Below are 14,845 nucleotides of genomic sequence, written 5' to 3'. Positions count from 1 at the left end.
TGACCATGATTGAAGTAAACAATGAATTCAGACAAAAAGTAGCTAAGGCGTTACTGGAAGTGCGCAAAAACTACGGCGGTACAAACGAAGCTTTTTCCATCAAATGGGATATCAACAAGTCGGTATTCAGCCGGTTAAAAGGCGGCGAGCTTACCGGCATTATCAGCGATGCAAACTGGCTTCGCATAGGCAGGCAGTTAAACATACTGCCTGGTAAGCTAAACCTTAAAATAGCCAGAACGGACGTGTATGAGCAAATTGAAGAGGATGTGATGTTCTGTAAAAAGCATAGCAAGGCTATGATATTCGTGGATATCTGCGAGATCGGCAAAACCACTGCCGCCAAAGATCTGGCCATGAGAATAGAGAACGTGATTTACCTGGATGGCAGCCAGTGCAAAACCAAACACCTTTTCGTTCGTGCGCTTGCACAGGCCGTAGGCGTAGACAACAGCGGAAGGATAGCCGATATCAAAGCATCGATCAAAGAGCAGCTGCTGACCTTAAAAGAACCTATAGTGATCATTGACGACGCCGGAGACCTGAAGCTGGAAGTATTTCTGGAGCTAAAGGAGTTCTGGAATGGTACTGAAGGTTACTGCGCGTGGTACATGATCGGCGATGATAGCCTGAGCCACCTGATAGAGAAAGCGATCAGGAGCCACAAGCCAGGATTCAGGGCGCTATTCAGCCGTTTCTCCGGTTCATTCTCCAGCCTTACCTCAGAACTGAGCGCCAACGACAGAACGCTGTTTATCAGAAACCTGATCTACAAGGTACTGGAGGCAAACATCAGGAACCATGCGCAAATACCTGCGCTGGCAGCAAAATGTATGAAGATTGACAAGCTGACCAACCAGATAGGCGGTTTGAGACGACTGGAAAGTACACTGATTTTAGAAAGGGCGGCATAGACTAAATGAGGAGGGCTAAAACTATCAAAAACCTCTTCGATAAAAAACACCAGGAATTTGAATTTGACGGCATCTGGAAAGATAGATGCGGCAACCCTGACCGAGCCGGAGCGTGGCTGATCTGGGGGCCTGAAAAGAATGGCAAGACGTGGATTACAATGCTGGCGGCAAAGTACCTGAGTCAATTTGAAAAAGTGCATTACGTGTCGGCGGAAGAGGGAACCGGAAAGGATTTCGTCGCATCGTTGAAGAGGGCTAAAATAAGCGCCTCAGACACGCAGATACAAGTTGAGGAGTACGAAGCCCTGGAAGACTTAAAAGAGCGCTTAAAAAAGCGAAAAGCGCCCCGAATAGTCATCATAGATAACCTGACCTGTTATCGCGCCGAGCTTAAGCCATCACAAGTACAACCATTACTCAGGGAGTTTCCCGAAGTACTATTCATTTTCCTGGCTCACGAAGAGCGCGGAGAGCCTTATACAGCACTGGCGAGAGAAGTGCGGAAACTGGCAAAAATTATAATACGAGTTGAGGGCCTGGCCTGCCACGTATCCGGCAGATGCCCTGGCGGTATGATCATGATAGACGAGAGCCGGTCGCTCTTGTATCACGGTCAGGATATAATGAACAAAACAGCATGAAGACACTAACCATACCTGCAACACACATCGGCAAGGTGAGAGATCGCCAGGCTGAAGAGCTGGGCGAAATCTGTGCGCTTTTGGGCTACACGCCTGAGCATTACTGCTGGGATCAGTACCGCCAGTATGAAAGCTTTGTCGCCATGGCCTGCGAGAATAAGTATGAGCTGATGCGTCCGATACTGACCTCGCCGCTTTACCGCGGATTTTGGAATAACGAATGGTCGGCGCGTAACCAGCAGAAATTTCTGCCAGCGGCCTATGAGTGCAAGTTCGATGTGCCGGAAATGCGGGCCGAATACCGGTACATACACGATGCTAAACAGCTTTATACCGACGAGAACTTTTATAACCGATTTGAAAACGTAGTGAGAATGATTTGCAAATGAACCCACAAGAGATAATAAGGATTACAGAGCAGGAAATGGGTATGCGGCTTTCAGAGATAGCAGGCACCTACGAGGTGCGGCTTTCAAAGTATCACCCAGGACTGCGCCTGCGCTGCATGATAGCGCTGGTATTAGACCAGGAAGGTTACGGCGCTGCCTTTATAGCCAGGATGATCAGCGTTTCTCCTAACCGAGTTTATACGCTGATACAAAATGCGGACGCGATTTTAAGTACATGGCCCTGGATGGATGGCTATGACAGGTATTTCAAAAGGAGCTACCTGTCGATTATGGGCAGGATCACACAACTGGAGGATGCGGCATGATGGCCTATTGTAAACCATCGCCTTTTGTATGGCGGAATGCCTACGGGGCGGCGCAGGTGCTTGGCTCAAATATGCCACCTGCCGACATCATAGAAATAGTCGCAAATAACTATCAGGTTTCGGTTAACAAGATCGTAAAGAAAAGCCGAAAACGAGCCTATACCGAACCGAGACAGGTTGCTATATACCTGATTCGAAAGACCTATCCTAAGATGCCATTTAAGCATATAGGCGGGCTGTTTGAACTGGATCATTCAACGGCAATTTACAGTATCGATACGGTAAACGACCTGATGTTTTCCGACTCCAGATTTAAAGCCCGTGTGAACCAATTATTAGAAAGAATAAACCGACGACATGACCATAAAACTGAACATACAGCAAGCTAACGCCCTGCGACTAGTTTTCGAGGATCTGGTAATACCAGAAAAGCCAATCCATATGGACGACAAGCTATTGCAGCTTATCATGATTAAAATTTATAAGAAGCTCAGAACCCGACTCGAAGCAAGGCTAAAAGGACAGGGGTATAGCCTGGCACTGACCGACGAAGAAGCTATCGCCTATTACCTGTACTTCAGGGACAGGGGTTTAGGCTACAGCCGCCTTTATGAGGCCGCTTTTATAAACAATCACATCGGAGAAATAGACAAAGTATACGCATAAAAATTATTGATATGAATTTACAAACATTAACACCAGAAGAAAAGAAAACCTTACTAAACGAGTTGGCCGCAGAGCAGAAAGCCGCCAAAAAGAAAAAAGTAGATGACCGCGAAGCGCTAAAAACATTGATGGATGAAGCGGTGGTCGAGCTGGCCCCGATTTGCGCTGATTTCGGCCAAAAACAGGAAGAGATAATACAAACTGTCTTTAATCGGTTCGCGTCGGTTATAGCGCTTAAAAAGGAGACCTACGGCTTTGATGAAAAGCAGTCAAGCCACACGTTTACCGCCCGCGACGGCAAAGCACAGATCATCATCGGTTACAATGAGATCATCGGCTTTGACAACACGGTTGACGTTGGCCTGCAAAAAATACATGAGTTTATCTCGTCGCTGTCTGTAGACGATGCCAACCGCGAAAAGCTTCAAAAGATCATATCCACGCTTACCAAAAAGAACAAAAAGGGCGATCTGAACCCGACAAAGGTAATAGCCCTGTCAGAGCTTAAAGCCGAAATGGATAATGATCTATTTACCGAGGGTGTGGAGATCGTCGAGCAAAGCCAGTTTAAAACACGCACGACCATGTATGTGCGCGGCTACTACCGCAAACAGGTACAAGACGGACGTGAGATCAGCATGTCATTTTCAATCACAGCATAACCCGAATTAATCACCATTTAAAACACAATTAAATAACATGAAAGCAAAAAGATTTATAGACAGAGTAATAAGCGACGAAATGTCGCTTACTGAAGCAGTGTTTGTATTTACAACACTGATACTATTAGGCGGCGCATTTATTTACCTGATTGGCAGGATGTACACCTGTTAAGATCTGTAGCATGAAAAATTACAGAATAGAACTCAGATCGATCATTGACGTGGATGTCGAAGCAGCTACCCCGCTGGATGCGGTAAAGTTGGCTGAAAAGCAAAATAGAGGCTTTAAGGCAGATAGTGTCTTTGATGGCGACAAGTGGTTAGGTATTGATCACTGCAATGGCTGCGGAGTGTCAATATTAGAAGGCGAGGCAGGCGGTAACGACACGGAAGGTAACGACTACTGTAACGAATGCTTCTCGGCTACACAGGAAGAGTACCATAACTGGCTACATCAGTTAACCACATTGGGATATGAAAGGAAAATCATGATTCCATCTGAAATAAAAGGAGCTGTCGACGAGCTATATGCGGAAGGTTTAACCCCGAATGAGGCCCTTGAACGCCTGATTAACGAAAATCTTGTAACCGAAATTAACTAACCCGGCTTGGAGCTTCAGCGACCGGATCGATACCGGCGCGGGTTCGATGGTAATATTGCCACAATTAAAAAACAAAACAACATGATTACAGCAGAAAATTTAGCCGCAATCGAAAAGGAAGTACAAGGCTATTTCCCTGATGCAAAAGTTAAAAACTCAACAGGCGCTAATGGTATCAACCTGGCATTTACAAAGCAGTCGCTTAACGCCAGTGATGTAATGGATTTGGCAACTATTTCAACAAAGCACATGCTTTCATTGAATGTAAAAAGGTCAGGAACAGGTTTGAGCGTCCACTTTAATTAACATGCCATGAAAGACACAGAAATAGGTACATGCAGCAATTGCGGTAACAGGGACGAACTTGACGAAATGGAGACCTGCGACAAATGCGGCGAGCTAATATGCTGCTTTTGCGTTTGCGAGGCCTGCGAAAACGAGAAATAACCCCAACCCCTAATTAACCCCCGCGCATGTGTGAACGTGCGCGGGTTACCAACTAAAACTATGCGGATAAACCACAATCAATACAATTTAAACTTAGATCAGCCCAAACCGGCCAGCGATAAAATTACGCTCGGCGTGTTTTTTGCCGGTGGTGGCGGCATCAGTCACGGTGCCAAAAAAGTAAAAGACATAGAACTGCGCTGGATACTAAACCATGATGCAACTGCTATAAAGACCAGTGCTTTTCATAACAAAGGCGTTAAGGCTTATTGGGCAGACGTATACGTGCAGGACGAGCTTGAAATGGAGCCGGTTGATATAGTGCAGGCGTCGCTAGAATGCGACCAGCACACCGGCGCAAACGCAGGAAAAGAAAAGGAGATCGGCTCTTATACAATGGGCTGGGAGTTTTACCGATACCTTAAACATCTGAACCCTATGCTGATAAGCATTGAGAATGTTCCGGAGTTTAAAAAATGGGCACCGCTCGACGAACACAACCAACCTATTAAGGCCCGCCAGGGTGAAGAGTTTGAACGCTGGAAAAAAGCAATCATGGACTTAGGTTATGATTATATCGAATCGATTAGAAACGCCGCTGATGACGGCCTGCCTACACGCCGAGTAAGGTATTTCTGTTACTTCTATCGCCCAGGCATGAATATATCGTTTCCGGAGTACACTCACTCAGAGACCGGCGAAGATGGTAAATTAAAATGGTTGGCATGCAGGCCGCACATTGACACTGACGATCACGGTGTCAGCATATTTGGACGCAAATACAATAAGTCTCTTAAAAAGATCCAGCAACAGCCGCTTTGTGCCAACAGCATACGCCGGATAATAGGCGGTATTAAAAAACAATGTCCTGAAACGTTCGCGGCGCTGGCTGGTATAAACCAATTTCTTTGTAAGTATCATGCGGGTGAAAATCCGGAGCGCTCGCAAAGTTTAGACAAGCCTATCGCAGTTATAGACGGCAGCAACCGGCATCAACTGGTGACAGTTGAAAAACTACAATTCATAATGGATCATTGTCATTCAGACAATTATCACAGTTTGCTGGAACCTATCAAGCCAATTTTAACCCGACAAACAAAGCAGTTTGCAACGATAGACACAACGTTCATCACTCAATATTATGGCGGTGGTATCCAGTCGAACACGCTTGACGAGCCAATTTATACAATACCGTGCAGGGATACACACCAGCTAGTTAGATTGGAGAAAGCGCAATTTATAGCCAAGTACTTTAACAGCTCAGGCAATCCGGAATACAATACCCAAAGCCTTGACGAGCCAATTTCGGCAATACTTGAAATTAACAAGCATCAGCTGGTAACCATACTTGACGACTTCGATATAAAGGTAAGGTTTCTACGCCCTGACGAATTAGCTGGTTGCAGCACCTTCCCGCGCGATTACTTCAGTCATCCGGAGCTAAAGCTGTCACACAAAGCCGCTGTCGGCTTGATCGGCAATGCCGTTCCGCCATACTGGACAGAGAAGAAACTCAAACACAATATCAAAGCAATCAAAGAATTTAAAAACGGCCTAGCAGCGGCATAAATCAACAGAAAATGGATAACAAAATTCAATTCCTAATTAAACTGGCTACGGCCATTACAAAAAGTAAAAAGCATGTCGCCTACGTAGCCGGAAAGGTAACGGGGCTGGAACCAACAGAGTGTTATTTAAAATTCAAAGCCGCCCAGGCGAAGCTTGAGGCTGACGGCTGGACAGTGTTAAATCCCTGCGACTTTATAAAAGCAGACGAAGACTGGCAAATGGCGATGCGCTTTGCACTGCCTCTGCTCTGCATGGCCGATACCATTTACTTGCTGCCGGACTGGATGGACAGCGAGGGCGCGAGAATAGAGTTTGAGATAGCTCAAAGGTTCGGGTTAAACGTGGTAATGGAGTGAAAAATGGTAATAGGATTTAAACAGCAGTTTGTCAATCCGATTTTGACAGGCAGCAAAATACACACGATAAGAGAAGATAAAGGCGGTCGCTGGAAAGCCGGAATGACCATGCACATGTATACAGGTGGTCGTTTCTCAAAAGAGTATCACCAATTTACAGAGCATGAATGCGTATCTGTTCAGGATTTATTTATGACTTATTACAACGGAAAGTTAGAAGTGTCTGTAAACGAAACGCTCATTTACGGCTATCCCGAAAAAGACAACTTCGCGGTTAGCGACGGTTTTAAAGACTGGAAAGACTTTGAAAGCTGGTGGATACCCGTTTTAATGGAACATCCCGACAGAACCTATAAAGGCGTATTACTTCACTGGACAAAATTTTGGTATTGATCGCCATGAAAGTTGATAGCAAGCATATTGCAAACCTTTTCGTAGAGATAAAGTCACTGCTCGACGGAATAGATCAGGTTTTCCGAGAAGGTGAGTATGTTGAAGAGGGTATCAGTTCGATTGCTGAGAACATTAAAACAATGCTCTCAGCTTTCACCATTGACAACATGACGCCTGTAACCGCTGAGACCAAAAAGGAGCATTATTTTATACAAGCCCAGGAAAGACTGATGGATAAGCGCGACGCCGGTGTCGGGTTGACACCTGAAGAGAATGTGCTATTCTTTCAGGCGAGGTTTTACATTACGCTTAAAAAGCAGGCGGCTAAACAAGAGTTACCTATCAACTGCCACCAGGCAGATCTTGAAACCTATCTCGAAAATGAGGTAATATGCAATACGCCTTACGAAAGCTACTTCAACACAGACTTTAACCACACCATGTACCAGACCATTAAGCTGGTGGCCAGAGAAATTATGGCACACCGCAAAAAGCACCCACAAATCACGATGGCGTTCGACAAGCCGTCTGATCAACAGAAATCAAAAAATTTAATAGATATAATATGACAATAGCAGAAATAGAACACGCCGAGCTTATAGCAAAATTTTTAGGCTATAAAGTCGAGGATACGCCTGGTGGCGATGTTGGTATGTATTACCAAAATGCTCAAGGAGATTGGATTTATAGCCGCTCAATTTATGATACTTATTACCACTCACACTGGGATTGGTTAATGCCAGTAGTTGAAAAGATAGAAAGCATAAAACCTGACGGCTTGAATGTGGTATACGGTGTTCAAATCGATTCAAACTACTGCCTTATACACAAAGATGGCGAGGTGCCTATAACAGAACATCAGTCCGATACTAAGTTTGATGCGACAATCAGGGCGGTGATAGATTTTATACGGTGGCACAACAATGAGGAAGGCGAATGAGATCCTACAAAGAATTTTACGCTATCTGCAACAAAAACGGCTTCACAAAGGAGGAGGTCGTTTTGCAGTTTACCGATCAGCGCACCAATAGCCTGACCGCACTGAATGACGACGAGTTCAGGCGCCTCATGGTGTGGATGCAGCAGTTTAATAAGATTCCGCCAGGTAATGAGATCCGCCGCAAAATGTTCATGATCACTAAGCAGATGTATGCAGGCAAAACTAATAAAGAGCTTGCGCAGATCCTCGACGGCTGGTGCCGAAAGCAGAAATATAAAAAGCCGCTCATGCTGCACAACGTCGCCGAACTGGGCGTGATCTGCACCATTTACGAGGATAAAGTATTGGGCGACTTCTTAACCAACTTAAACAAATGAATACCTACACACTAACAAGCGAGAAGATGACGGGATGCGTCGAGCTGCAATATGATAAGGGCCTTTTAAATGTGATTAAAATTGATTTTAAAAGCGAATTAAACAGCGTTCAGTTTGATACGCTGATGGGTGCCATACCGCAGTTTGAAAGCAACCTGACACTGCTGGCCGGTATCGGCCTGGTAGTTACCCAGGAGCCAGCCGCAAATCAAAAGATAGCCCTATTCTGCCGGTTTATGAGCAGCATGTCGGCCTAAAGTATAAAGTGACACTGAAGGATTCCGGCAAAATCAAACTGGTGAAACTTGACGAGCAGATCCTGACGGTTTACTTTACCTGCAATAACAACCTGTTTAAAGGCAAATACAGCATTCACAACCTGGTTAACTTTTATAACGAGCTGCTGGTCGAGGTTAAGAACGCCGGTAAACCCAAAAGCCCGCATCCGGATCACTGGAGCCAGCCCTATTACAACACGCTATCACCGGCTAAAGCTACCGAGTATTTCGCCTATCTGCGAAGCCTGGGCTTTGTGGCTAAAAAGGATACGTCGCATAATATTATAGAGTTTTATAAACCGGATCAATCAAAGAATTAATTAACGGTCATATCAAACCAAATAAATCAAAAGTAATGGCAACAAGAGCAGATTTCTATATTCAACACACTGACGGAAAATTAGAGTTACTGGGTTGTACATCAAATGCCTATGATGGCGATTTTGAAAAAGCTAAAACCGTAGGTCAATTCAGAAAGGCAGTAGGCGAACTTCTAATTGAAAATAATTCACTGCCCGGGAAGTGGTATTGGCCTTGGAAAACATCTCACATAACAGATGAGGTTTTTGTATTTAAGCACACCCCATCATTTTTTAATAAAGACAAAGGTAAACTTCTTAGTAAAGTTTATGTAAGGGACGTCTCTGATGACTTTTTATATTTTTCTGATTATGAGGAAAGATATAACCGCGAACTCTTTAATGAAGAAACAGGTTTGTTTGATATTTCACGGGCGCAACTGATACAATTACCGATATTTAATTAATCCCAATTAAAAGCAAACAGTAATATGAAAACAGGATACCGCCTGAACGGCAAAACAAAGTACAAGCTTAGTATTTGGCCCGTTTTAGCATTTGGCTATTTTACGCAATACTTTGCCTATGACAAACAACACGTTCAATTCTTCCAAAGCATTTATTTTTTGTGCTTTAAGTGGTCAAAGACTACTTATTTAATAAAGCAAGATGAATTTAACCCCACAACCCAAATAAAGAAGTAACTTCACATTATGATTAGATTTATTGATTTGAGAGGTCAGATATACCTAGACGACGACCCCTGCTTTGCCTGGTTTACGACTATTTGCGACCGGTTCCACACTTTTAATGACAATCAGCATTGGAACTCGTTAGAATCTTTTATAAGCGACTATAAAGCTCAGGCAGCCGTACAGGACATTGCTGATCCGCTTGAAAGATATTTACGCCTAATTCCCGAAGGTTATTTTTTAGAAATGAAGGAATCTGAATCAGATGGAGTTTATACTGTTAAAATGACAGATACTTATTATAAGCATCTTTTGAAAAACGAGGACTCGGATACGACTAATGAAAAATCGGCTGGATCGATCAATAACCCAGCATCTGATTATTACCCTAATCATGGCCGTTTTAATTGTAATGGCGATTATATTTGGCCTACAGGTGAAGTAACACGCAAAGAAGAGCCGGTACTTGACCAGTCGGGCATAGTGGCATATATCAGGCAATCACTGGAAGGCAATTACGATAAGATAGACTTTTTTGAAAATGACAATGCAATATCGATTCGCGTTTGGAAAAACAAAAACTATGTGGATTACCTGTTTGATTGCAACAAATTAGAAAATTCGATCCCCTCATTGTTGGACTCTACCTTTAACACGATAAAAGAGAAACTTGACGAACTGGGTAGCTATGAGCAAAACGACTAAATATTACTGGATGTGTGTTGAGTGTACGGTAGTACACTCAGGCAGCGCTTACAAATTTACGCGAGTGTTAAACTATCATCCTTTTGAGTATATAGATAGCGTGAATGATAGGCCGGATGCCGCGCCTCAGCCAGGAGCGAAAAGGCAATACGTGTTATTGAACTGGCAAGAAATAACGCGGGAGGATTATGAACTAGGAGAAAGACTTGATCCGGAATTATAGATTGATATACTAATTCATTTAGCATAACTTTAACCCATGCCAAAAAAGTTCAGAAAGGTGTGGGTGATCGTTCAGGATGGGTTGATTTTCACCCCCTATAACGCAAAAGAGATGCGCATGTATAGCGATAAAGAAGAGGCCGACAGGCTGTGTGAGCTTTACAACAATGCTGCACAAGCAGTTCCTGGTAAATGGCATGAAGATCACAAACCGTCGCACGTTTATGAAGTTCACGGCTTTTACCTGATACACGAAGCTTATTTTTAATGCAAAATCACCCTCAAACAATAGCCGATAGTGGCCGGTGCTGCGAAGAGTGCACCGGCCCTGTTTACAAGGTGCCTGAAAACAACCTTTATCAATGCGCCATCTGTACCGCACTTTATGCCGAATCAGAACTTCCAAAGCTTCGCATACGGCCTTCAGCAAACGTAAATTAAATATCGAAACATGCCATTTATCTTTGTATCAATGGCATACAACAGGAGTAATCAGCAAAAGCGGGTTAACTACGTTATGAATAAATATAACGAGTTAAAAGAGAGCGACGTGCCCGATACCCGCATCCTGAAACGCCTCGCCGAATACAATATCTTTATCTCTTATCGTACCCTGATGAACTACAAGGGTATGAAGCCGTCCGAATACAAACAGCCTACACTGTTTCCCGTTTAGTCCTCGGCAGACTGATCTAAAAATCCAAAGTTGAACGTCATCACTACCGTAGCCAGTCCGTTTACATTCATGTCGGTATAGCTGATCCTGTCCGTGTAGTTGATCATAGCGTCAGCATATCCCTGAAGCTTTTTGTAAACGTTATTGGCATAGGTAACAAAAGCCAGGCTTCGCTGCGCGGCTTCATCGGGAGCCAGTGATGTCGTTTCCATCTTCATAAGGTTGTGCGCCACGGTAACCTGCAAACTGCCTTTACACTGCTGGGTTTTGGTAGTGAGCGTAGATCCGTTAAATGTAAGCTTGATCAAAGCGCATGGAAAGTTAACCGCTGGGTTAGCCTGGTTAAGCTGGCCGTTATCCCTGTCGGCCTCTTTAATGCCGTCGGCACCAGCGCACAGGTCGCGGAAGGTTAAAAAAATATCTGTCATCTTTTTATGAATTTGATAATATGCTGATTGGCCACACGCTTAACCCGTTTAATCTCTTCGGGCGTGACACCTATAAACTGGCGCTGTGGCATGTTAATCTCATAGGCTTTCACCTGGAAGCCCTGCGCTGGTGCTGCCGATCGTTCTTCTCGCGTCATTCTTCTGAACTTACCGCGATTATCGCCTCGTTTAAAGCGTGGCCGCACAAATGTTTCAGAATGCGCGGAGCGCTTGATCACACCGCCGTTGTTGTGTATGGGTGCATAAGGAACGTCATTGCCTACTACAACCGAATTAACCGTAGTGCGTATGATCCTGTTGCCGCGTTTCATCCTGCCGGTTTTTATATTGATGGCTCTGCCCGGATCCTTATCGTTTTTGCGCTCCTCCCAGGGCTTTCCGTTCCAGCCTTGTTTGTCAAAAGCTTCTAATGTGTAATTAACAACCTCATTGCCAATAATCATAGGCAGTTCATTCATGGCGGCATCCATCCCGCTTTTAAGCTTGGAGAAAATGATCTTGACCTGCTCTCTGCCTTTAGACATTTGGTTTTGAATTGATTAAACTTTATATTTGTGCTTATGACCAGGCTGCGTACCTGGTCGACCTTGAGGCAAAAGATTTATTTCTTTTGCCTCTTGTCATTTTTAAACTCTACGTACTCGCCGTCAATGGTGACAAAGCCGACGTTATCCAGCTCCGGATATAAATTGAAACGATTCTCTGCCGCGCTCTTCAGGGCGTCTTTATCGAAATCCTCTTCCAGCAGTATTACCAGATCATTTGCCTGCCGTATGCCTTTGGATATTGCTTTCTCCAGCTTATCGACTGACAGCGGCGCTCCTGGCGCTTTCACCTCGGTATAATTGCCGTCGACGCGCATATCCGGATTTTTGTTAGGCTTGGCATCAGGTAACAGTTCGTCACGCAATGCGCTTTCGGCAGCGTGGATCTCCGGCAGTATCTCTACTTTTTTGCCCGCATTGGCCAGCGCCTCGGCTGCCTGCTGCAATTGCTCCAGGTCGGGCTTGTCAGCGATTAACGTCTTGCGGTTTACTGTAACACCGCCGTCGCCTTTTTCAGGCTCATAGGTGATCAGGTATTGCTCCTCTTCCGGCATGTACAGTGTCGCATTATCCACGATGTGCGGCTCGACACCTTCATAGTACGGGTGATCCTTCGGAAAGATGATCCCGCTCACACCCACATTACCGGCGAACATCGGCGATATCTTCTCAGGGTATACGATCTGATCATCCGGCGTCTCTTCGCCTTCGGTAAGCTGCCTTACGGTACTACGGCAGTTAAAGTGATTGGGCGGATACCATTTTAACCAGAACGGGTGATCAACCGGCTTGCGTACCTTATCCAGCGGCGGACAGATCGTCGAGCTGTGGCTATCCAGCACCGCGTCAAACTCCAGCATCGGGAAAGTGTCTTTTTCTGCCTGTATCCTTTGCCACTTAGCGGCCATCTGGGCACCGGCTACCGTCGTATCATACTCGGTACGTAACCAGCGTAACTGCTCGTCGGTGATCTGCTGCGCGGCGCGTTGGAAATCGTCAAAGCTGCGGATCTTGCCGTCAGGCCCGATCAGCGCTTTGCCAAAGTCGATTAACTGCGTCCTGGTCTTGGCGGCGCTAAACTGCCAGACGTTATTTTGCAGGGCTGATATGGTCGCATAGTCGGGCGAGTTCCAGTCGACACCGGCCAGATCAGCGCCGTAACCCTCGACAACCGCATTGCCCAATTTACCGCCGTAGGCTTTCGCCAGGCCAGCGTCCATATCAGGTATGGCCTTGTCGTCATAGATGCTTTTGATCAGCTTGTCTACGTGATCCTTGCCCTCGGCAGAAAGCGTAATAATGTGGTTGCCGGTGGCCGGACAGCAGCTCTTATAAAGCATGTCGACCGCTGTCTTTAACCTGTCGAAGCCTAAGCCCCCCAGCCCCGCCAGCTGCGCACCGAGCGGAGCTGAAGGGCTTAGTCGAAAAAAGCTTTAAGTTTAGATTTGTCGGCTTGTTTCTGATCTGCCGGCTGCAATTTATCGCGCAGCTTTAAAATCGGTATGCCTAAAGCATCCGAGATCCATTTGGGGTCAATCTCGCAGTACTGCAAAAGACCGATAACGCGCTCGTAAAGCTCCTTGATGTTCACTACCGGCACAAACTCGAAGGTAATGTCGCCGGTGAGCATGCCGTGGCGCTTCAGGCAGGGGATAATCTTGTTATTCCAAGCCTCTTCGACCATTGCAATATCACTTTCAACGCGAAGGGCCGCCAGATCCTTTGAAACCTCCTCTTTGCTGCGGTTGCCGTTTTTGGTGTCCTGCCCGATAATAGCACCGGCTATCAGCAGCGACATCTCGTTATTACACAAGTTGATCAGGTTGTGGTAAACATCGCCGTTGGTTGTAGCGCCCTGGGCAAACTCAAACTCCTCGTCCTCGTCAATAATAAACCAGGAGGCAGCGCCCATATCTTTTAGCATGCGCTGTGCCCGATCCATCATCTTTTTATCCTGTGTGTTGGTCTTTAATACACGCGGCGGAATACCGAAGATCTCGCAAAGCTCGCTCCAGCAGCTTTCGGCAAAACGCTTGAACAGCACGTGCGGCACCGCTTTGTTAAACAGCGGCATCTCCTTTGTCCAGAACTCCAGTATCCAGACGCCGTACTCCTGCATGTCTCGGTACTGAATGCCGTTTACCGTGTCCATGTAATCTTTGTAAAAGGTGCCGGTTATCGGTACGATATTGGTGCGCGGCACATCGTTGCCGACCAGGAACTGCTCGCCGTCGATAGTTTGCTCCATTGATAATTCCACAACGCTGTATTCGTAGTAAATGGCATCGAGCACCTTGTGGGTCAGGAAGCGATACAATGGCATTTTTTTAAGCGCGTCGGTTTGCTCTTTGTCGATATCGCCGTTTTTCTTTTTGATCCTTACCTCACGGGCAAATACCTGCTGTGTGCGGTTCTCTTTTTGCGAGGTAAGTGTCGCGTCTTTATAAATGTCATTCAGCAATAATTGAAGCATCCATGTTTTGGGATCCTGGCTGTAATACAAAGCTTCGGCCCTGCGCCAGTCCTTTATATCCTTGCGGGTCTGGAATACACTTTTAAGGTCGTGCTGCAAAAACTGGCCCTGATGAACGGGCAGACCGGTGCCGGGTTTATAGTCAGCAGCCGCCAGATTAACATCTGACCGGCCCCTAAACAGGTTTACCACACTGTTTAATTGTTCTTTAAAACTCATTTTAA

General features: G+C 45.6%; 28 protein-coding genes. 24 read left to right on the top strand and 4 right to left on the bottom strand.

Annotated features, from left to right (window positions below):
- The first annotated feature begins 5 nt into the window (after nucleotides 1-5).
- The 24 genes from ACFS5N_RS16450 (at nucleotide 6) to ACFS5N_RS16335 (ending at nucleotide 11,154) form a co-directional block, all read left to right on the top strand.
- A complete protein-coding gene (locus ACFS5N_RS16450; RefSeq protein ID WP_377188039.1) occupies nucleotides 6-914 on the top strand; it encodes an AAA family ATPase in 909 nt (302 codons plus the stop codon).
- A 5-nt stretch (nucleotides 915-919) separates the two neighbouring features.
- Nucleotides 920-1,555, top strand: coding sequence for a hypothetical protein (locus ACFS5N_RS16445; RefSeq protein ID WP_377188036.1), 636 nt, complete (start codon nucleotides 920-922; stop codon nucleotides 1,553-1,555).
- Entirely contained in the window at nucleotides 1,552-1,944 is a 393-nt protein-coding gene (locus ACFS5N_RS16440; RefSeq protein ID WP_377188034.1) for a hypothetical protein, read from the top strand. The genes ACFS5N_RS16445 and ACFS5N_RS16440 overlap by 4 nt, the downstream gene beginning before the upstream one ends.
- A complete protein-coding gene (locus tag ACFS5N_RS16435; protein ID WP_377188031.1) occupies nucleotides 1,941-2,270 on the top strand; it encodes a hypothetical protein in 330 nt (109 codons plus the stop codon). Before ACFS5N_RS16440 ends, ACFS5N_RS16435 begins: the two co-directional genes overlap by 4 nt.
- Complete coding sequence (locus tag ACFS5N_RS16430; RefSeq protein WP_377188028.1) at nucleotides 2,267-2,659, top strand: helix-turn-helix domain-containing protein; 393 nt, start codon at nucleotides 2,267-2,269, stop codon at nucleotides 2,657-2,659. The genes ACFS5N_RS16435 and ACFS5N_RS16430 overlap by 4 nt, the downstream gene beginning before the upstream one ends.
- The gene (locus ACFS5N_RS16425) at nucleotides 2,628-2,936 is read left to right on the top strand and encodes a hypothetical protein (protein WP_377188025.1); all 309 of its coding nucleotides are present in this window, start codon (nucleotides 2,628-2,630) and stop codon (nucleotides 2,934-2,936) included. Before ACFS5N_RS16430 ends, ACFS5N_RS16425 begins: the two co-directional genes overlap by 32 nt.
- A gap of 11 nt (nucleotides 2,937-2,947) precedes the next feature.
- Nucleotides 2,948-3,598: a DUF3164 family protein gene (locus ACFS5N_RS16420; RefSeq protein WP_377188022.1), complete on the top strand. Its 651-nt coding sequence runs from the start codon at nucleotides 2,948-2,950 to the stop codon at nucleotides 3,596-3,598.
- Between the two features lie 37 nt (nucleotides 3,599-3,635).
- Nucleotides 3,636-3,770 (top strand): hypothetical protein, encoded by a 135-nt coding sequence (locus ACFS5N_RS16415; protein WP_377188019.1) that lies wholly within the window; start codon nucleotides 3,636-3,638, stop codon nucleotides 3,768-3,770.
- 10 nt (nucleotides 3,771-3,780) lie between these two features.
- Nucleotides 3,781-4,200, top strand: coding sequence for a hypothetical protein (locus ACFS5N_RS16410; protein ID WP_377188016.1), 420 nt, complete (start codon nucleotides 3,781-3,783; stop codon nucleotides 4,198-4,200).
- Nucleotides 4,201-4,281: 81 nt separating this feature from the next.
- Nucleotides 4,282-4,506 (top strand): hypothetical protein, encoded by a 225-nt coding sequence (locus tag ACFS5N_RS16405; RefSeq protein ID WP_377188013.1) that lies wholly within the window; start codon nucleotides 4,282-4,284, stop codon nucleotides 4,504-4,506.
- Between the two features lie 6 nt (nucleotides 4,507-4,512).
- Nucleotides 4,513-4,647 (top strand): hypothetical protein, encoded by a 135-nt coding sequence (locus tag ACFS5N_RS16400; protein WP_377188010.1) that lies wholly within the window; start codon nucleotides 4,513-4,515, stop codon nucleotides 4,645-4,647.
- Between the two features lie 60 nt (nucleotides 4,648-4,707).
- A complete protein-coding gene (locus ACFS5N_RS16395; RefSeq protein WP_377188007.1) occupies nucleotides 4,708-6,216 on the top strand; it encodes a DNA cytosine methyltransferase in 1,509 nt (502 codons plus the stop codon).
- Nucleotides 6,217-6,227: 11 nt separating this feature from the next.
- Nucleotides 6,228-6,572, top strand: a complete 345-nt coding sequence (locus tag ACFS5N_RS16390; RefSeq protein ID WP_377188004.1) for a DUF4406 domain-containing protein — start codon at nucleotides 6,228-6,230, stop codon at nucleotides 6,570-6,572.
- 3 nt (nucleotides 6,573-6,575) lie between these two features.
- Nucleotides 6,576-6,965 (top strand): hypothetical protein, encoded by a 390-nt coding sequence (locus tag ACFS5N_RS16385; RefSeq protein WP_377188002.1) that lies wholly within the window; start codon nucleotides 6,576-6,578, stop codon nucleotides 6,963-6,965.
- 5 nt (nucleotides 6,966-6,970) lie between these two features.
- Nucleotides 6,971-7,534: a hypothetical protein gene (locus ACFS5N_RS16380; RefSeq protein ID WP_377188000.1), complete on the top strand. Its 564-nt coding sequence runs from the start codon at nucleotides 6,971-6,973 to the stop codon at nucleotides 7,532-7,534.
- Nucleotides 7,531-7,905 carry a hypothetical protein gene (locus ACFS5N_RS16375; RefSeq protein ID WP_377187997.1) on the top strand — a complete coding sequence of 125 codons (375 nt, stop codon included), beginning with the start codon at nucleotides 7,531-7,533 and terminating at the stop codon, nucleotides 7,903-7,905. Before ACFS5N_RS16380 ends, ACFS5N_RS16375 begins: the two co-directional genes overlap by 4 nt.
- Nucleotides 7,902-8,282 (top strand): hypothetical protein, encoded by a 381-nt coding sequence (locus ACFS5N_RS16370; RefSeq protein WP_377187994.1) that lies wholly within the window; start codon nucleotides 7,902-7,904, stop codon nucleotides 8,280-8,282. Before ACFS5N_RS16375 ends, ACFS5N_RS16370 begins: the two co-directional genes overlap by 4 nt.
- Complete coding sequence (locus ACFS5N_RS16365) at nucleotides 8,279-8,539, top strand: hypothetical protein (RefSeq protein ID WP_377187991.1); 261 nt, start codon at nucleotides 8,279-8,281, stop codon at nucleotides 8,537-8,539. The genes ACFS5N_RS16370 and ACFS5N_RS16365 overlap by 4 nt, the downstream gene beginning before the upstream one ends.
- An 8-nt stretch (nucleotides 8,540-8,547) precedes the next feature.
- Entirely contained in the window at nucleotides 8,548-8,880 is a 333-nt protein-coding gene (locus tag ACFS5N_RS16360) for a hypothetical protein (protein WP_377187988.1), read from the top strand.
- A gap of 35 nt (nucleotides 8,881-8,915) precedes the next feature.
- On the top strand, nucleotides 8,916-9,326 hold the full coding sequence (locus tag ACFS5N_RS16355) for a hypothetical protein (RefSeq protein WP_377187985.1): 411 nt from the start codon (nucleotides 8,916-8,918) through the stop codon (nucleotides 9,324-9,326).
- 246 nt (nucleotides 9,327-9,572) lie between these two features.
- The gene (locus tag ACFS5N_RS16350; RefSeq protein WP_377187982.1) at nucleotides 9,573-10,256 is read left to right on the top strand and encodes a hypothetical protein; all 684 of its coding nucleotides are present in this window, start codon (nucleotides 9,573-9,575) and stop codon (nucleotides 10,254-10,256) included.
- Nucleotides 10,240-10,479, top strand: coding sequence for a hypothetical protein (locus ACFS5N_RS16345; RefSeq protein WP_377187979.1), 240 nt, complete (start codon nucleotides 10,240-10,242; stop codon nucleotides 10,477-10,479). The genes ACFS5N_RS16350 and ACFS5N_RS16345 overlap by 17 nt, the downstream gene beginning before the upstream one ends.
- Nucleotides 10,480-10,515: 36 nt before the next feature.
- Nucleotides 10,516-10,746, top strand: coding sequence for a hypothetical protein (locus ACFS5N_RS16340; RefSeq protein WP_377187976.1), 231 nt, complete (start codon nucleotides 10,516-10,518; stop codon nucleotides 10,744-10,746).
- A gap of 183 nt (nucleotides 10,747-10,929) precedes the next feature.
- A complete protein-coding gene (locus tag ACFS5N_RS16335; RefSeq protein WP_377187973.1) occupies nucleotides 10,930-11,154 on the top strand; it encodes a hypothetical protein in 225 nt (74 codons plus the stop codon).
- Here ACFS5N_RS16335 and ACFS5N_RS16330 read toward each other — a convergent pair.
- The 4 genes from ACFS5N_RS16330 to ACFS5N_RS16315 form a co-directional block, all read right to left on the bottom strand.
- Nucleotides 11,151-11,582, bottom strand: coding sequence for a hypothetical protein (locus ACFS5N_RS16330; protein ID WP_377187970.1), 432 nt, complete (start codon nucleotides 11,580-11,582; stop codon nucleotides 11,151-11,153). The two genes, ACFS5N_RS16335 and ACFS5N_RS16330, sit on opposite strands and share 4 nt — an antisense overlap.
- Nucleotides 11,579-12,127 (bottom strand): phage virion morphogenesis protein, encoded by a 549-nt coding sequence (locus ACFS5N_RS16325; RefSeq protein WP_377187967.1) that lies wholly within the window; start codon nucleotides 12,125-12,127, stop codon nucleotides 11,579-11,581. Before ACFS5N_RS16325 ends, ACFS5N_RS16330 begins: the two co-directional genes overlap by 4 nt.
- Before the next feature lie 77 nt (nucleotides 12,128-12,204).
- On the bottom strand, nucleotides 12,205-13,488 hold the full coding sequence (locus tag ACFS5N_RS16320; protein ID WP_377187965.1) for a phage minor head protein: 1,284 nt from the start codon (nucleotides 13,486-13,488) through the stop codon (nucleotides 12,205-12,207).
- Nucleotides 13,489-13,565: 77 nt separating this feature from the next.
- Nucleotides 13,566-14,840 (bottom strand): phage portal protein family protein, encoded by a 1,275-nt coding sequence (locus ACFS5N_RS16315; protein WP_377187962.1) that lies wholly within the window; start codon nucleotides 14,838-14,840, stop codon nucleotides 13,566-13,568.
- Nucleotides 14,841-14,845: the final 5 nt, after the last annotated feature.

Source organism: Mucilaginibacter ximonensis (assembly GCF_042686265.1).
In the GTDB taxonomy this organism is placed as follows: Bacteria; Bacteroidota; Bacteroidia; order Sphingobacteriales; family Sphingobacteriaceae; genus Mucilaginibacter; species Mucilaginibacter ximonensis.
The sequence above is the reverse complement of the archived record's forward strand: the minus strand, read 5'-3'. Positions and strand labels throughout refer to the sequence as shown.

Coding starts and splice junctions, on each gene's coding strand:
- ACFS5N_RS16340 (WP_377187976.1), top strand. CDS start 10,516: ATGCCAAAAAAGTTCAGAAAGGTGTGGGTGATCGTTCAGGATGGGTTG.
- ACFS5N_RS16325 (WP_377187967.1), bottom strand. CDS start 12,127: ATGTCTAAAGGCAGAGAGCAGGTCAAGATCATTTTCTCCAAGCTTAAA.
- ACFS5N_RS16370 (WP_377187994.1), top strand. CDS start 7,902: ATGAGATCCTACAAAGAATTTTACGCTATCTGCAACAAAAACGGCTTC.
- ACFS5N_RS16350 (WP_377187982.1), top strand. CDS start 9,573: ATGATTAGATTTATTGATTTGAGAGGTCAGATATACCTAGACGACGAC.
- ACFS5N_RS16390 (WP_377188004.1), top strand. CDS start 6,228: ATGGATAACAAAATTCAATTCCTAATTAAACTGGCTACGGCCATTACA.
- ACFS5N_RS16365 (WP_377187991.1), top strand. CDS start 8,279: ATGAATACCTACACACTAACAAGCGAGAAGATGACGGGATGCGTCGAG.
- ACFS5N_RS16450 (WP_377188039.1), top strand. CDS start 6: ATGATTGAAGTAAACAATGAATTCAGACAAAAAGTAGCTAAGGCGTTA.
- ACFS5N_RS16315 (WP_377187962.1), bottom strand. CDS start 14,840: ATGAGTTTTAAAGAACAATTAAACAGTGTGGTAAACCTGTTTAGGGGC.
- ACFS5N_RS16320 (WP_377187965.1), bottom strand. CDS start 13,488: ATGCTTTATAAGAGCTGCTGTCCGGCCACCGGCAACCACATTATTACG.
- ACFS5N_RS16440 (WP_377188034.1), top strand. CDS start 1,552: ATGAAGACACTAACCATACCTGCAACACACATCGGCAAGGTGAGAGAT.
- ACFS5N_RS16405 (WP_377188013.1), top strand. CDS start 4,282: ATGATTACAGCAGAAAATTTAGCCGCAATCGAAAAGGAAGTACAAGGC.
- ACFS5N_RS16410 (WP_377188016.1), top strand. CDS start 3,781: ATGAAAAATTACAGAATAGAACTCAGATCGATCATTGACGTGGATGTC.
- ACFS5N_RS16420 (WP_377188022.1), top strand. CDS start 2,948: ATGAATTTACAAACATTAACACCAGAAGAAAAGAAAACCTTACTAAAC.
- ACFS5N_RS16415 (WP_377188019.1), top strand. CDS start 3,636: ATGAAAGCAAAAAGATTTATAGACAGAGTAATAAGCGACGAAATGTCG.
- ACFS5N_RS16345 (WP_377187979.1), top strand. CDS start 10,240: ATGAGCAAAACGACTAAATATTACTGGATGTGTGTTGAGTGTACGGTA.
- ACFS5N_RS16380 (WP_377188000.1), top strand. CDS start 6,971: ATGAAAGTTGATAGCAAGCATATTGCAAACCTTTTCGTAGAGATAAAG.
- ACFS5N_RS16335 (WP_377187973.1), top strand. CDS start 10,930: ATGCCATTTATCTTTGTATCAATGGCATACAACAGGAGTAATCAGCAA.
- ACFS5N_RS16445 (WP_377188036.1), top strand. CDS start 920: ATGAGGAGGGCTAAAACTATCAAAAACCTCTTCGATAAAAAACACCAG.
- ACFS5N_RS16425 (WP_377188025.1), top strand. CDS start 2,628: ATGACCATAAAACTGAACATACAGCAAGCTAACGCCCTGCGACTAGTT.
- ACFS5N_RS16400 (WP_377188010.1), top strand. CDS start 4,513: ATGAAAGACACAGAAATAGGTACATGCAGCAATTGCGGTAACAGGGAC.
- ACFS5N_RS16430 (WP_377188028.1), top strand. CDS start 2,267: ATGATGGCCTATTGTAAACCATCGCCTTTTGTATGGCGGAATGCCTAC.
- ACFS5N_RS16355 (WP_377187985.1), top strand. CDS start 8,916: ATGGCAACAAGAGCAGATTTCTATATTCAACACACTGACGGAAAATTA.
- ACFS5N_RS16330 (WP_377187970.1), bottom strand. CDS start 11,582: ATGACAGATATTTTTTTAACCTTCCGCGACCTGTGCGCTGGTGCCGAC.
- ACFS5N_RS16375 (WP_377187997.1), top strand. CDS start 7,531: ATGACAATAGCAGAAATAGAACACGCCGAGCTTATAGCAAAATTTTTA.
- ACFS5N_RS16385 (WP_377188002.1), top strand. CDS start 6,576: ATGGTAATAGGATTTAAACAGCAGTTTGTCAATCCGATTTTGACAGGC.
- ACFS5N_RS16435 (WP_377188031.1), top strand. CDS start 1,941: ATGAACCCACAAGAGATAATAAGGATTACAGAGCAGGAAATGGGTATG.
- ACFS5N_RS16395 (WP_377188007.1), top strand. CDS start 4,708: ATGCGGATAAACCACAATCAATACAATTTAAACTTAGATCAGCCCAAA.